Here is a 16358-nt window from a genome sequence, read left to right as displayed (position 1 = left end):
TTAATCCTCCGTCACAGATGACACCAAGACATCACGATAACCACCATCTAATGGCCCCACAATTCCTGTTCGCTCCATTTCCTCAACCATTCTTGCTGCGCGGTTGTAACCTATTTTTAAACGTCGTTGAACTGCAGAAATACTCGCCTTACGTGTTTGAATAACGAACTCTACTGCTTGATCATAAAGAGGATCATCATCCTCAGCAGCGGATTGCCCCTCTTCATCAGTGCCACCTTCATTACCATCACCAGTTAATTTTAAGATATCATCAATATAATCAGGTTCCCCTCGAGCACGCCAGTCATCCGCAATACGATGAACTTCTTTGTCATCAACAAAAGCTCCATGAACACGTAATGGTGCTCCACTTCCTGGTGCCAAATAGAGCATATCTCCATGCCCTAATAATTGCTCAGCACCTTGTTGATCTAATATAGTACGAGAATCAATTTTTGACGAAACTTGAAACGACATCCTTGTAGGAATATTTGATTTAATCAACCCAGTCAAAACATCCACTGAAGGCCTCTGTGTAGCAAGAATCATATGAATTCCAGCGGCACGGGCTTTTTGAGCAATACGTGCAATTAACTGTTCCACCTTCTTACCTACAACCATCATCATGTCGGCAAGTTCATCAATCACAACGACAATATAGGGTAAAGGCTCTAACTCTGGAGCTGTTGCATCCATTGAATCAACAGGCTTCCATAAAGGATTAACCAAAGGTTGGCCTTCAGCAATCGCTTCAGCGATTTTACTATTAAAACCTGCCAAGTTTCTTACACCCAAAGCAGCCATCAACTTATAACGACGCTCCATCTCTTCAACGCACCATCGTAAAGCGCTGGCAGCCTCTTTCATATCGGTAACTACAGGAGTCAATAAATGCGGAATCCCATCATAGACGGATAATTCCAACATTTTAGGATCAACCATAATGAGACGTACTTGATCAGGGGTTGCCTTAAATAAGATACTTAGAATCATGGCATTAATACCAACCGATTTGCCAGATCCTGTTGTCCCAGCAACCAATAAATGCGGCATTTTAGCCAAATCAACCACTACAGGATGGCCTGCAATATCAACACCTAAAGCTAAGGTAATTGGTGAATGGGCCTGTTGATATACATCTGCTAATAAAACATCCGATAATCGAACGGTTTCTCGTGAATGATTGGGTAACTCCAATCCAACCACCGTTTTACCTGGGATTACTTCAACAACACGAACTGAAATTACGGATAAAGAACGAGCTAAATCTTTAGCCAACGCAGTCAACTTGCTTACTTTGATACCTGCTGCCAATTGTAATTCAAAGCGAGTTACCACAGGTCCAGGATGTACAGCTACCACACCAGCCTGAATGCCAAAATCCAGTAAATGTTGTTCTACTTCCCGTGATAAATTCTCTAGTTCCTGATGCGTATATCCGCCCATTGGTTTTCCAGGTTGTCCTTTATCTAATAAACTTAGAGAGGGCAACTCACCGGAAATACTTACTTTGGGAATACGGATTTCCTTTATTTCCTTAACCGGAACCGGTTTAACAATTTCAGGTTTTGCTTCATTAGTAATTAAAATAGGGGGAGGAGCTGTCACCTCTTTTTCTTTCTCTACTTTTGGCCTAAATAATTTCGGAGCGGTTTTTTCACGAGGTGCTTTGGTTATTTCTCTTGACTTTGAACGCTCAACTTGAGCTTTAAAAAGATACACTACTTTTTGTACTGCCTTAGAAATGTAATTTGCAGCGAATAATGTATAAAAGCCAATAAGCTCAATTGCCTTTATCCAGGATAAACCGGTTAACCATGTAGTTCCTACCAAAAGCATAGCCAATAGAACCAAGCTTGCTCCATGCAAATTCAGCATTTGATACCAACCACCTCCAACAGCCTGTCCTATAAATCCTCCGGCACCATGAATGGAATCCAATTGATTCATCTCTGCCTCGAGGCTTAATAAACCGCAGCCTCCGGCAAACATAAGCATCAACCCAACAGAGCGAAGAACTAAAACGCGTTTATCAAAAATCTTTAATGTACGAAAATCGTGTAATAAGGCCCAAGAAACATATACAAAAGCGATGGGTACCAAATAGGCAAAATATCCAAACGCAAAGTAAAGGGCGTCTGCAATATATGCGCCCACTTGTCCACCTGAGTTTGCAACTACCGCTCCAGCCGGCGAAGCATGCGAAAATCCAGGATCACTGATTTTATAAGTCAGTAACGACAAGAGCACAAAAAGAGCGCTTGTTAAAATTAATATAAAACTACCCTCACTAAGTCGCTTTACAACATAGCTAGGCATGTGTTTTTTAGAAGCACCAGATTTTTTTCCTGAATGTTGTTTTTCCATAGGTATTTTCATATAGTTGTTTTTGTCATAATATTCGCCATCTTAACACAAAATATCAAAATATTAAGGAAGGCAGAGACAATGAGCTCAAGCAATCATCACCGCTTAATCATATTAGGTTCAGGGCCAGCAGGTTACACCGCTGCAGTCTATGCTGCAAGAGCCAATCTTCATCCGGTTTTAATCACTGGAATGCAACCAGGAGGTCAATTAACGACCACAACAGACGTTGATAACTGGCCTGGTGACATCGAAGGACTGCAAGGCCCTGCCCTGATGGAGCGTATGCAAAAACATGCAGAACGCTTTGATACCCAAATTATTTTTGATCATATTGTTAAAGCGAATTTAGCACAAGCACCTTTTACACTGCATGGTGATAGTGATATTTATACTTGTGATGCGCTGATTATCGCTACTGGAGCCTCTGCACGATACCTGGGATTAGAGTCAGAGTCAGCTTATCAAGGCCGAGGAGTCTCCGCCTGCGCCACTTGTGACGGCTTTTTTTATCGCAATAAAGCAGTTTGTGTTATTGGTGGAGGAAATACTGCCGTTGAAGAAGCGCTTTATTTGTCTAACCTTGCTTCCTCCGTAACCTTAGTACATCGACGCGACAGTCTACGTGCTGAGAAAATCCTTCAGGATAAACTCTTTGAAAAAACACGCAATGGCAATATTAAAATAATTTGGAACTCCACCCTTGATGAAGTCATTGGCGATGATAAAAAAGTAACTGGAGCTTTAATTCGTAATGTACAAAATGATACAAAGGAATTATTAAATATCGATGGTGTATTCATTGCTATAGGACACACACCTAATACTGATTTGTTTAAAGATCAGCTGATTATGAATAATGGCTATATTGTGATTAAGTCAGGACTAGAAGGTATGGCAACCAGCACTTCCGTTCCTGGTGTATTTGCTTGTGGTGATGTGGCTGATCATGTGTACCGACAAGCCATTACCTCTGCTGGTTTTGGCTGTATGGCTGCTCTTGATGCAGAACAATATTTGGATTTGAATTTAGGGAATAACGTTTAATTGAAATCTGGCGCAGTGAAGCGGACTTATAATGCGATAACTCTTCTTTGCTGCTCCGAGTAGAACTGCCACTTTATGGTGACTCTGGTGTTTTATTTTGATGAAGCATTTTCAACATAATATCTTTCCCCATCGCTTCAACCATTTTCATAAATAAGGGAGGGTTTTTTTCTTGTAAGCGACGCAAATCGGAATAACGCCAATATAAAAAATTTACCGGTTCTCGTGAGTGTATGCTAGTGCTGGCCTTACCGTCTCTAAAATAACTCATTTCACCAATAAAATGATAAGGACCTACTTCAATAGTAGCTCCATCTACATCAAGATAAACCAAACCATCAGTGATCAACATTAAATTTTCTACAGGTTCCCCTTGAGTCAGCATTTTTTTATTGCTGGAAGTCCCTCGGTAACTTAATTTAATGAGGCGAATAAAATCACTCGTTTGCATACTTGAAAAAAATAAATCTTTTATTTGTTGCAAATCATAAGGTAAGTCTCTAGGTATCATATCTCTTAACAAAATACCAATTTGTACAAAATTAATTGCTAAGGATGCGATAGCCCAATATGCAACCGGAGGTACATCAGCCAATACGCCATAAAGCAAAAACGACAAATCAGATAGAATAAATATTGTACGAAGGAAGAGTACTTTTCTAAAACAAAGACTCAAAAGCATTAAAATATTTCCCAAGCTGTACAGATGATCCAATTGCTTCCTCCGGTTCTTGTTTAGCCTAGAGAAAGCAGTAGAAATCGTAGTGTGCAAACTGAAGATGTTGCATTGTTTTAAAACAATCCAGCAGATTTGATGCCTTTAGTTTACACAGCAGGTTTCAACTGCTTTTTCTAGGTTTATAATAATTGTAGAATAAAAAAGATTTGTAAGAGAAAAATTCTTGATAAATCTAGGAGATTGTATTGAGTTATAATGAAACTCACTTCTTTCCAGATCCAGAAACAAGTGATGACCAAGGTCTATTATTCATTGGCGGTGATTTATCACCCCAACGCATACTTCAAGCTTATAAACAAGGAATTTTTCCCTGGTATGAGCCAGGAACACCTATTCTCTGGTGGTCTCCAAATCCAAGACTCATATTGCTCCCCAACGAATTTAAAGTATCTCGTAGCCTACAAAAATCATTAAAAAAATCCTTCAGATTCACAATAGACACTGCATTTATAGAAGTAATTACTGCATGTGCTACGTGTACTGAACGAATAAATAATACCTGGATAACAAAAGAAATGATTGAAGCATATACCCGCCTACATACCATGGGCTATGCTCACTCCTTTGAAATATGGTATGAAGATGAACTTGTAGGAGGCTTATATGGACTCAGTTTGGGCCATGCTTTTTTTGGTGAATCGATGTTTCACAAGATAACTAATGCTTCAAAAATTGCTTTTTATTATTTATGTAAAACTATGGTAGACTGGAACTTTGATTTTATTGATTGCCAAATTCCAACCAATCATTTACAAAGTCTAGGTGCTAAAGTTATCGAACGAAAAGAATTTCTTCACCTGTTATCCCAGTCATTAGAATACCCTACCAAGCAAGGTCCATGGAATATCATTTTGCCTTAATATTTCAAATAGTAACATCAGTGTACTATTATTATACGATATAGACATACCATTACCATTTCATCCTGTGATGGCTTCAATAATTGATAATGTAGTAACTAAATAACCCGGAGTATTTGCCTATGGATCCCAAACAAAATAATGAACCAGGGTCTAAAGTTTCTATTATTTTCGGAAAACTTAGCAGTTACCAATTACATGATATTTTGGATAGCCATGGTGCTACAAAAAAAGAAACTAAGGCTGTATTTTTAATAAGAGATAATTCAGCAGGGATTATGACTGTTTCATATTACTCTCAAGAACATGAAATGGTAAAACATATCCGATTGGGGTTAACACATGAGGGTTGGAAAATCGTTCCTAAGCCACCTAAAGAGCCTGCATTTACAGATACCCTTGAAGTAAAAACAAAATATATGCAAGATAAAGCAACTTTTGATGAGGAAATGCAGTCCTTTCTCAATACTGCAAAGATGCTATTTGAACAAAGCGTTACTCCAGAGCAGATTAAGACACTGAGTTTTGAATTACAAAAAAATGAATTTAATCTGCACGGATTGATTAGACCCAGTCGAGCGCAAGCCAGTCAAGAGAGACATTATGTTGACTACGTTGGCGATCTATTTGTAGCTGAGGATATTCCTGGATTAGTTAATACTCATAAAGCAAGATAAGAGAGATTGAATTAATAGCCGAGTCAATAATATCTGCAGGAAACCAATTTTGGAGTAATACAAATAATTAAATTTTAATGAGCTTAGATTGCCATTTTCTTCATTTTAGTGCAGTATACACGCAGTTAAGTATATAATAATGAACCTTATAAATTTGGTAGATTACTGAGAGACCTATGGCAAAAGAAGATCATATAGAAATGGCTGGAACGGTTATCGATACCTTACCCAACACCATGTTCCGAGTTGAATTAGAAAATGGGCATGTTATCACCGCCCACATTTCTGGTCGTATGCGTAAAAATTACATTAGAATTTTAACTGGTGACAAAGTCAAAGTCGAATTAACTCCCTATGACTTGACCAAAGGTCGCATCATATTCCGCGATAAAAACTAAGTAGTATCTTATTTAAAAATCTCTTTACAAAAGTGACCTGAAATGTAGCAAAGTGCAGATCTGGCTTCTTTGTAACCGTTCATAAATAATATCAGATTGTAGCCTGGGTGCAGCGAAGCGTAACCCGGGGAAAAGCCTGTGTCTTGGAAAACCCGGGTTACGCTTCGCTGCACCCAGGCTACAATACCCATCACCCGTTACAGACTATAAGGCTTCAAATATTGCAGCAGCGCCCATGCCTGTACCAATACACATGGTGACCATGCCATATCGTCCTTTAGTTCTTTTTAACCCATGCAATAAAGTAGCTGTTCTTATCGCACCTGTAGCGCCTAAAGGATGTCCTAAGGCAATAGCGCCACCTAAAGGATTCACTTTGGCTCGAGGCAAATCAAGTTCTTTAATCACCGCCAAAGCTTGCGCTGCAAAAGCTTCATTGAGCTCTATCCAATCCAACTGATCTAAAGTAATGCCCGCTCGTTTTAAAGCAACTGGAATTGCCTTGATAGGACCAATCCCCATAATTTCAGGAGGAACCCCGGCGACAGCATAACTCAATAATCGTCCTATTGGTTTTAAATTATATTGATGTAAAGCCTGTTCGCTGGCCAATAAAGCAATGCCTGCGCCATCACTGGTCTGTGAACTGTTTCCTGCGGTAACTGTTCCCTTTGCAGCAAAGACTGGTTTTAATTTAGAAATAACCTCATAGGAAGTATCTGCTCGTGGTCCTTCATCATCATTTACCCATTTTTTCTTCATGATTACTGTGTCATTTTCTAAATCTGACTGTCTTAAGGTAATTTCTACAGGACTGATCTCTGCTTTAAAGTCACCACGTTGCTGTGCTGCTACAGCTTTTTTATGACTTTCAGCAGCAAATTCATCTTGTTGCGCTCGCGTAATCTCCCAGCGTTTTGCAACATTTTCAGCAGTAATACCCATCCCGTATGCGATGGCAATATCGTCATTATTGAATATGCCAGGATTTGCTGTGTATTTATTTCCACCTAAAGGAACCATAGACATGCTTTCAACACCACCAGCAAGAGCCAAATGCATGTTACCACTACGTATAGACTCTGCAACGGTAGCAATGCTTTGCACCCCAGAAGAACAAAAGCGGTTAATTGTCATTGCGGGAACAGATTGAGGTAAGTCAGCAAGTAATGATGCAATACGTGCCACATTCATACCCTGCTCTGCCTCAGGCATAGCACAACCTATAACAACGTCGCCTAGTTCCTGATGATCCACTGATGGATTACGCTCCATTAAATTTTTAATCACATGGGCCAATAAATCATCCGGTAACATATTCTTAAATACACCGCGTGGTGCTTTACCTACTGGAGTACGTAATGCATCAACTATATATACATTAGTCATTTTCAAATCTCCCTTAGTTGCGTAACGGCTTGCCAGTTTCTAGTAAATGACTAATCCGGGCTTGAGTTAATTGGGATCCAGCGAGAGTTATAAAAGCTTCTCGTTCTAACTTAAGCATCCAGTTCTCATCAACAAATGTGTTTTGATTGAGATTGCCCCCACAAAGCACTGTTGCCAACTCCGTAGCAATGAAATAATCATGCTGAGAAATAAATCCACCCTCTAACCAGTTGACCAAACCTGCTTGTAATCGTGCTTTACCTTCAATTCCAGCAATTTGAAACTGTTTCTTTAAAGGAGGCAAGTAATTTTCCGTATGCATAAAATTCACTTTAGCCAATGCAACATAGAGTACTTCATCCGCATTCATGACATAACTGTCCGTATTGCGTAAATAGCCCATCTGCATTGCATCAGCGGCTGAACCTGCAACTTGCGCAGTGGCGATTTGTTGATAGTAACTCTGAAGAACTGCCATCAAATCTCCTTTAGGAGCCAGATGTGCAGCACGCATGGCCATTTCTTTACATCCACCACCAGCAGGTATGACTCCAACGCCAAACTCAACCAGACCCGGATAAGCTTCAAAGGCAGCAACCACAGCATCACAATGCATCATTAATTCACAGCCACCCCCAAGAGCACGCCCTCTCAACGCTGCAACTGTTGGAAGAGAACTATATTTCAAACGTAAAGCGACACGTTGAAATTGTGCAATCATAGTGTCCAAAGCCTGCATTTTATTGTCCTTAATTAATAAATTAAGAACACCGCGCAAGTCAGCACCGGAACAAAAATTAGTCGCATCGTGTTGATAAATAATTAGCCCACGACATTGTTTTTCTGCAGTATCTACTGCGGCCTCCAATCCATCAAGAACTGCTTGTCCCACAGTATTTGCCTTGCTTTTGAAATTCACTACAGCCACATCATCTTGTAAATGCCATAAACGCACACCTTCATTTTCATAAATCACAGGTGTAGGATGTGCTGATTCTTTTATAACCCGGTCAGTGAAGAATTGACGTTTGTACACAGGTAATTGACTTCGCGATTGATAATCATTCATCTGCGGAGAATATGCGCCAGTTTCAGTATAGAAGGCATCGATTTCAAAAAGCCATCCGGGCAATTGCGCGGTACTCAGCGATGATTTTTCCTTTATTGCCTGATTAATATACTGAGTCATTTTTGCCAAGTCTGCTAATTGCCACGTTTCAAAAGGTCCTTGCATCCATCCAAAGCCCCAGCGAATCGCCAAATCAACATCTCTAACATTATCTGCAATTGACTCAAGATGATAAGCACAATAATGGAATAAATCTCTGAAGCATGCAGCCAAGAATTGTGCTTGCTTGTTATTCGAAGTAACTAGATTTTGCATGCGTACTGCTGGATCAGGATTACCCATGATCGTTTTCAACTCATCACTTACAACAGGTTGAGCTGGGCGATAAGTTGCTGTTCTAACATCATAAACCTCAATCGTTTTGCCATTTTTCCTATAGATACCCTGGCCTGTTTTTTGGCCTAAATGTCCCTCTTTAATAAGATTAAGCAGCCATTCGGGCAGTTTAAACGTAGGATGCCATGGATCATCTTGTAACTGCTGCTGCATTGTGTGGATTACATGTTGCATGGTATCTAGACCAACAACATCCATAGTACGAAATGTGGCAGACTTTGGTCTTCCTAACAAAGGACCTGTCAATGCATCAACTTCATCCAATCCCATATCCATAGAAAAAGCATGATGTAAGGTTGTTAAGAGAGAAAATACGCCTATACGATTACCAATAAAATTGGGCGTATCTTTGGCACGTACCACTCCTTTACCTAGGTAACGAGTTAACCAGGTTTCCAGGTTATCCACTAATTCCTTATTCGTAGTTTTCGCAGGAATAAGTTCTGCAAGGTGCATGTAACGTGGAGGATTAAAAAAGTGAACGCCACAAAAATTCTTTCTATGTGCTTCGGGTAAAACAGAACATAAAGAGTTAATACTCAAACCGGAAGTATTACTCACTAAAATAGCGTGTTGTGCTAAAAATGGAGAAATCCGCTTGTATAAATCTTCTTTCCAATCCAAACGCTCTGCTATTGCTTCAATAATTAAATCGCATGAAGATAAATCAGCAAGATCCTGATCATAATTTCGTGCTTGCAGTAATGCTGCAGTTTGGGCAGTAGCAAGAGGAGCAGGTTTTAGCTTCCCTAAGTTAGCTATTGACTTATCAATCAGTGCGTTCGCATTTCCTTCCTTAGATGCCAAATCATAGAGTAACGTTTCTATGCCTGCGTTAACACAGTGCGCTGCAATCTGTGCACCCATAACACCAGCGCCCAGAACTGCGACTTTTTTTATAAAAAAAGGTCCCTGCATTCTTTTTTCCTCGTTAATGAATGTAGCCTGGGTGAAGCAAAGCGTAACCCGGGTAATTTATGTTCTATGAACCCGGGTTACGCTTTGCTTCACCCAGGCTACAACAATTGACCAAAATCAAGACAAATCAAAACGAATACCTTGAGCTAAAGGTAATTCATTTCCCCAATTTATCGTATTGGTTTGTCGACGCATGTATGCTTTCCAAGAATCAGAACCCGATTCACGTCCACCACCGGTTTCCTTTTCCCCGCCAAATGCACCACCAATTTCCGCACCTGAAGTCCCTATATTAATATTAGCTATTCCACAATCACTACCCCAAGCGCTTAAAAAATGTTCCGCATTTTTCAGGTTTTGGGTGAACATGGCAGAAGACAATCCTTGGGGTACATGATTTTGTAAAGCAATCGCCTCATCGATTGTTTGAAAAGGCATAACGTACAAAATTGGCGCAAATGTTTCTTCTTGAACAATTTCCCAATGATTTTTTACATTACATACCAATGTAGGTTGAACAAAAAATCCAGGGCGCTGCACGGGTTCACCGCCAAAAATAATCCGGCCACCTGCTTCCTTAATTCGAGCTATTGCCTGATTAAATTGATGCACAGCCTGTTCATCAATAAGCGGTCCCATTAAATTTTTCTTATCTAAAGGATCACCAATTGTTATTTGCTCATAGGCAAAACGTAAACGCTCTACAACGTAATCATACTTAGAATGATGAACAAATAAACGTCGTGTAGAGGTACACCGTTGACCTGCAGTACCCACTGCTCCAAAAACAATGGCTGGAATTGCTAAATGAAGATCTGCTGACTCATCGAGGATAATTGCGTTATTACCACCTAACTCCAGAATAGTTTTACCTAATCGGGTAGCAACTTTTTCTGCAACCTTTTTACCTACAGCTGTTGAACCAGTAAATGAAATAAGAGGTATCCGCTTATCATTAACCATTTCCTCAACCACATCGTGGCTTTCTGGAATAATTAAACTAAATATTTCCGGACAACCATTAGCTCTTAACACATCATTGCAAATATGCTGAACCGCAACAGCACACAAGGGAGTCTTTGCTGAAGGTTTCCACAAAGTCACATTACCACAGATAGCAGCCAGAAAAGCATTCCAAGACCAAACTGCAACGGGAAAGTTAAACGCCGAAATAACGCCAACAATACCATATGGATGCCACTGCTCATACATTCTGTGTTGAGGACGTTCCGAGTTCATGGAATTACCGTATAACATACGTGATTGACCTACCGCAAAATCGGCTATATCAATCATTTCCTGAACCTCTCCATCTCCCTCCTGCTTGGATTTACCCATTTCAAGGGAAACCAAACTTCCCAAAGCATCTTTATGTTCACGCAATGCCTGGCCAATTTGCCTGATAATTTCTCCCCTTTTGGGAGCTGGAACTTTTTTCCACTCATGCGCAGCATGTTGAGCACGAGTCATTACCTCTTCATAATCGCGCATAGTGCACGTTGCTATTTCTGCAAGTTTTTCACCATTTGCAGGGTTATAAGAGATTAATTGATGCTCATGAATCCCACTTTGCCAACCTTGACCACTAAAGGCGCCCGGATTAACTGCGTGAATTTTCAAGCGTTTTAATATGTCCATTAAATGCCTCCATAGTAACCCGGATTCACAAAAAAATAATCCGGGACAGTAACCAAGATATCTAGATTAAGCGTAATAGCGACCAAAGCGGTTTTCCAACACGGCGGACAATTGGAATTTTTCTTGTAAAATCAACCCCTTATACTCATTCTCTTGTCCGAGCACTAAATCGACTACTGCACAAACACCAGAAGCAGTGCTTATTTGAATTGCTGACCATTCCAAACCACAAATTTCAGCAGGGTAAATCTTTTTCACATAATTTTTTTCAGTCAACTCGCCGCGTTTTATTCCTTCAACAGAAACATAAACAATCACAAGATCTTGATAAGTTTTAGGAATAGCATTTTCTAAAATCCGTTTTAACGTAGGTCTATCTTGATTTAGTCGCAAGTCGTTCATTAATAAACGCATCTTTGAACAATGGCCAGGATAACGCATTGTTTTATAATTCATGGTTTGTACTTTACCTGCATGCAATTCCGCCAAACTTCCCAATCCACCTGAGGTATTAAATGCTTCATATTCACAACCATCGATTTGAATGGTTTCTAATCCTTCTAAAGGTGCCGAAGTTACTGCCTTTCCATATTTAATTGCATAACAAGGATTGCCGTACTCATTAATAACTCCATCAGTTGACCAAGTTAATGAATATTGCAATGCATTATTTGCATTTTGAGGAAGAGCTCCAACACGTAATTTAACATGGTGACACTCTTCAAATTCATGCATTAAACTATTTGCAGCGATGCTGATAAATCCAGGAGCCAATCCGCATTGAGGTACAAATGCAGTTTCTGCATCAAGAGCAATTGCTTTCACCGCTTCAGTCACCGCGGTATCTTCAGTGAGATCAAAATAATGTGCTTTGGCAGCTTTAGCAGCTTCCGCAACATAAGTATTTAGAAAATATGGAAGGCTTGAAATAACGGTCACAATACCATTTTTTTCCATATAAGCTTGGGTTGACTGCTGATCTCGAACATCTAAGGCTACTGTTTTAATTTTGGGTACTGCGTCCAACAGCCTTTTTACATCTGATCCATTAAAATCAATATCAACCAGATGAACCTGATAAGAACCGCTCTCTGATAATAAGCAAGCGATTAAGCTACCAATTTTCCCTGCACCAGTAATCATTACATTATACATTTATCCCTCTCCCATTATAAAACGGGATAATCCTACACAAAATATTAAGAATTGGATAGTATTCTCTAATACTATGTACAGAACAAAAAACTATGTACAAAACAAAATGAGAATTAAAATCGAGTTATTCCATTTTTTTAATACATAACATTTAAACAAGGACTGTATTTTTAAAATTCTTGAATTCATAAAGGGAATTGATTATGAGTAAATCCAAAAAAAAGCCCCCAAAATCTACTGAGAATGCCCTGCCCCCCTTATTAACCGAATCAGAAAAATACGACTATGAAGGGCTAAGTTTTGATAGATTATTCCACGCTTTAATCAGTCAATTGTGTAACTGGCTATCTCCAGGGACCCTCATGATGTCTTTTACAGATTGGCTAATCTATTTAATTTTTTCGCCGGCAAAGCGAATTGAGTTAAATAAAAATGCACTCAAAAAACTAGGCCATTTATTGTTATACATACAGCAACAAAGCCAGAATAAATGTGAACCCTGTATTGAAGTACGTCAAACCGATCACCGCTTTCAAAATGAATTATGGTCTCAGTTCCCATTCAACGTGTACTCACAATCCTTTTTATTAACAGAAGAATGGTGGGAGAATGCTACAACACATCTTCGTGGTATTTCCAAGCATCATGAAAACATAGTTAATTTTGTAACACGCCAAATTCTGGATGTTTTTGCTCCATCTAATTTTCCTGGAATAAATCCTGAAGTGATTACGACCACAATGAATGAAGGTGGCATGAATTTTATCAAAGGATGGAATAATTTTTTTGATGACATCATCCTAAAACTGAATGACAAACCACCAGCGGGAAGTGAACAATATAAAGTAGGGAATAATGTAGCAGTAACATCTGGAAAAGTTATTTATAGAAATCATTTAATTGAGCTTATCCAATATGAACCTACAACAGCAACAGTGCATCCAGAACCAGTCTTAATCATCCCTGCTTGGATTATGAAATATTACATTCTTGATCTCTCGCCTAACAATTCAATGGTTAAATTCTTGGTGGATAAAGGGCACACTGTTTTTATGATTTCCTGGAAAAATCCAACCTCTGAAGATAGAGACTTAAACTTTTCTGATTACGCGACATATGGCGTGATGGATGCATTAAAAATAATAAATCAAATTATTCCGAAAGAAAAAATCCATGCGGTAGGTTATTGTATTGGGGGAACCTTATTAACAATGGTTACTGCAAAAATGGCCGCCGATAATGATGATCGATTAAAAACGATTACACTGTTTGCAGCGCAAACCGATTTTCAGGATGCAGGAGAACTGCAGCTATTTATTGACGAAAACCAGCTTACCTATATTGAAGATATCATGTGGGAAAAGGGTTATTTAGATGGTTCGCAAATGGCTGGTGCGTTTAATATGTTACGCTCCATAGACCTCATTTGGTCTCGGATGGTTTATGATTATCTATTGGGTAAAAGACAGGAAGTGAGTGACTTAATGGCATGGAATTACGATACCACACGCATGCCCTACAAAATGCATAGTGAGTATTTACGCAGTTTGTTTTTAAATAATGATTTAGTTGAAGGACGATTTAAAATTCTTGATGAGAACATTAATCTTGCCGATATCAAAATACCTACCTTTGCAGTAAGTACTATAAAAGATCATATAGCCCCTTGGAAGTCAGTGTATAAAATTCATTATTTTACTGATAGCGATATTACCTTTGTATTGACCAATGCAGGACACAATACAGGGATTGTTAATGAGCCAGGTGAATCCGGACGAAGTTATCAAATGCTAACCCATAAAGAAAATGATAAACATTTAGCTCCCAATGTTTGGTTGGAAAGAGCTCCTCATTTTAAAGATTCTTGGTGGCCAGCCTGGGAAAAATGGCTCGTAGATTATTCGGGTACAAAAAAGAAACCACCTGAACTAGGCAATCCTGAGAAAGAAATAAGACCGATTTGTGATGCACCAGGAACTTATGTTCTGAAAAAATAATACAAGTGCCCAGACCTATCAACTCATCGTCATCAATTGTAGCCTGGGTGAAGCGAAACCCGGGAATATTAATCTCATTACACTTCACCGGGTTACGATTAAAAATGTTTCACTAATTCTTGACCTGGATGAAGGACTCAATTATCTTATCGTTTTATAATTTTTTAACAGCTCATGAAGCAAACCGCTTTAGCCAACTCCATCCCTCTGAACTCATCAATTCGTCTTCGCTATGTTAAATACTTTTTTGTATTTATAGCAGGCCTTCTGGCGCCTTTTGGTTTTGCTCCTTTTCATATCCCAGGATTAGCGCTGTTAAGTATGGCTTTTCTCTATTCAAGTCTACAAAATTGCTCCGCAAAACAAGGCTTTGCACTTGGTTTTTTTTATGGGCTAGGCTATTTCGGGTTTGGAGTTTCCTGGGTTATAGTCAGTATCCACGACTATGGCCAACTTAATTATTTCTTTGCAGGATTAGTTACATTAATTTTTATTATGTATCTCGCGCTCTTCCCTGCCCTTGTTGCTTATCTGTATCAATTGCTTGAGCTTAAAAATCGAAAACTAGTGTCTTTAGCTCTATTTTGTGTTTTATGGTGCTTGAGTGAATACTGCCGTGCTACTTTATTTAGCGGTTTTCCCTGGCTATTAATAGGCACCATCCTCATTGATACACCGATTAAATACATCGCTCCTGTTTTAGGAATTTACGGACTCAGTTTTGTCTGTGTTCTAATTTCTGCACTACTGACTTTAGCTGTGTCACAAAATTCCCAAAAACGTTACCTCTACTTGATCATAATTGTACTCATTATGATGAGTCCAATACTTTGTAAAAGCATTTCATGGTCACAAATCAAACAAGAGCCTATCAGTGTAGGTGCTGTTCAGGCTAATTTGTCCATGCGCGACAAATGGGATGAAACCTTATTTTGGAATTTATTAAAATACTATGAAAATGCAATTAATAAACTCCTAGGTAAACAATTAATTATTTTACCAGAGTCAGCCATACCATTGCCTGCAAGTTACTTGGATAAATATCTGTTAAAACTGAATAAAAAAGCTCTGAAAGCGAACAGCGCACTTATGGTAGGCATTTTACAGCCTACAAATGATAGTGAAACAAATTATTACAACTCGGTAATTACTCTTGGACAGGCAAAAGGGAAAAAACTCAAACGCCATTTGGTTCCTTTTGGTGAGTATATTCCCAAACCTCTGGTTACCATTAATCGTTGGTTGAATTTACCTGAACCCAATTTATTACCAGGAAAAAGAAAGCAACGCCTAATTCGAATTGAAAGCCATCCTATAGCAAGCCTCATTTGCTATGAGATTGCTTACCCCAATATTTTACGTGATCAAATGCCTAAAGCCCAATGGATTGTTTCAATGAGTGATAATGGCTGGTTTGGACACTCATTAGCCAGCTACCAACAATTACAAATGGCTCAAATCCTTTCCCTACTTACAGGACGTTATCAAGTAGTAGTCAATAATGACGGTTTATCATCAGTAATTGACTCAAACGGAGATATAGTAGAAAGTCTACCTCCATTCAGTTCCGGCCTATTGCAAAGTAGTATATTTCCGGCCGAAGGACTCACTCCATGGATTATTTGGTATGAGTATCCAGTACTTATATTTTGTACAATTTTTCTTATTTTTATACTTTTTATTCAACTTCGTCGCTTATTCCAGTAAT

General features: G+C 39.0%; 12 protein-coding genes. 6 read left to right on the top strand and 6 right to left on the bottom strand.

All coding sequences use genetic code 11. The features are described from left to right. Positions 1–2367 carry a DNA translocase FtsK gene (locus tag Lani_RS12700; protein WP_019233112.1) on the bottom strand — a complete coding sequence of 789 codons (2367 nt, stop codon included), beginning with the start codon at positions 2365–2367 and terminating at the stop codon, positions 1–3. 81 nt (positions 2368–2448) lie between these two features. On the opposite strand from Lani_RS12700, the gene trxB reads away from it, so the two are divergent. Continuing rightward, entirely contained in the window at positions 2449–3414 is a 966-nt protein-coding gene (gene trxB / locus Lani_RS12695; RefSeq protein ID WP_019233113.1) for a thioredoxin-disulfide reductase, read from the top strand. A gap of 73 nt (positions 3415–3487) precedes the next feature. On the opposite strand, the gene Lani_RS12690 is transcribed toward trxB, so the two are convergent. Beyond that, the gene (locus Lani_RS12690; RefSeq protein ID WP_109981832.1) at positions 3488–4096 is read right to left on the bottom strand and encodes a Crp/Fnr family transcriptional regulator; all 609 of its coding nucleotides are present in this window, start codon (positions 4094–4096) and stop codon (positions 3488–3490) included. 242 nt (positions 4097–4338) lie between these two features. On the opposite strand from Lani_RS12690, the gene aat reads away from it, so the two are divergent. The 3 genes from aat (at position 4339) to infA (ending at position 6088) form a co-directional block, all read left to right on the top strand. Then, a complete protein-coding gene (gene aat / locus Lani_RS12685) occupies positions 4339–5013 on the top strand; it encodes a leucyl/phenylalanyl-tRNA--protein transferase (RefSeq protein ID WP_019233115.1) in 675 nt (224 codons plus the stop codon). 122 nt (positions 5014–5135) lie between these two features. Then, on the top strand, positions 5136–5690 hold the full coding sequence (locus Lani_RS12680) for a hypothetical protein (RefSeq protein ID WP_019233116.1): 555 nt from the start codon (positions 5136–5138) through the stop codon (positions 5688–5690). Positions 5691–5866: 176 nt separating this feature from the next. Next, positions 5867–6088, top strand: a complete 222-nt coding sequence (gene infA / locus Lani_RS12675; RefSeq protein WP_019233117.1) for a translation initiation factor IF-1 — start codon at positions 5867–5869, stop codon at positions 6086–6088. 204 nt (positions 6089–6292) lie between these two features. Here the strand turns inward: infA and Lani_RS12670 are convergent, their stop codons facing one another. The 4 genes from Lani_RS12670 to Lani_RS12655 form a co-directional block, all read right to left on the bottom strand. After that, on the bottom strand, positions 6293–7477 hold the full coding sequence (locus Lani_RS12670; RefSeq protein WP_019233118.1) for an acetyl-CoA C-acyltransferase: 1185 nt from the start codon (positions 7475–7477) through the stop codon (positions 6293–6295). Between the two features lie 13 nt (positions 7478–7490). After that, on the bottom strand, positions 7491–9860 hold the full coding sequence (locus tag Lani_RS12665; protein ID WP_019233119.1) for a 3-hydroxyacyl-CoA dehydrogenase/enoyl-CoA hydratase family protein: 2370 nt from the start codon (positions 9858–9860) through the stop codon (positions 7491–7493). A 117-nt stretch (positions 9861–9977) separates the two neighbouring features. After that, a complete protein-coding gene (gene amaB / locus Lani_RS12660) occupies positions 9978–11498 on the bottom strand; it encodes an L-piperidine-6-carboxylate dehydrogenase (RefSeq protein WP_019233120.1) in 1521 nt (506 codons plus the stop codon). A 66-nt stretch (positions 11499–11564) separates the two neighbouring features. Beyond that, complete coding sequence (locus Lani_RS12655) at positions 11565–12653, bottom strand: saccharopine dehydrogenase family protein (protein WP_019233121.1); 1089 nt, start codon at positions 12651–12653, stop codon at positions 11565–11567. Positions 12654–12856: 203 nt separating this feature from the next. Between Lani_RS12655 and Lani_RS12650 the strand changes: the two genes are divergently transcribed. Both Lani_RS12650 and lnt read left to right on the top strand, forming a co-directional pair. Beyond that, entirely contained in the window at positions 12857–14650 is a 1794-nt protein-coding gene (locus Lani_RS12650) for a PHA/PHB synthase family protein (RefSeq protein WP_019233122.1), read from the top strand. A gap of 174 nt (positions 14651–14824) precedes the next feature. After that, positions 14825–16357, top strand: a complete 1533-nt coding sequence (gene lnt, locus Lani_RS12645; RefSeq protein WP_019233123.1) for an apolipoprotein N-acyltransferase — start codon at positions 14825–14827, stop codon at positions 16355–16357. Position 16358 lies beyond the last annotated feature (1 nt).

The organism is Legionella anisa (assembly GCF_001467525.1).
In the GTDB taxonomy this organism is placed as follows: Bacteria; Pseudomonadota; Gammaproteobacteria; order Legionellales; family Legionellaceae; genus Legionella; species Legionella anisa.
The sequence above is the reverse complement of the archived record's forward strand: the minus strand, read 5'-3'. Positions and strand labels throughout refer to the sequence as shown.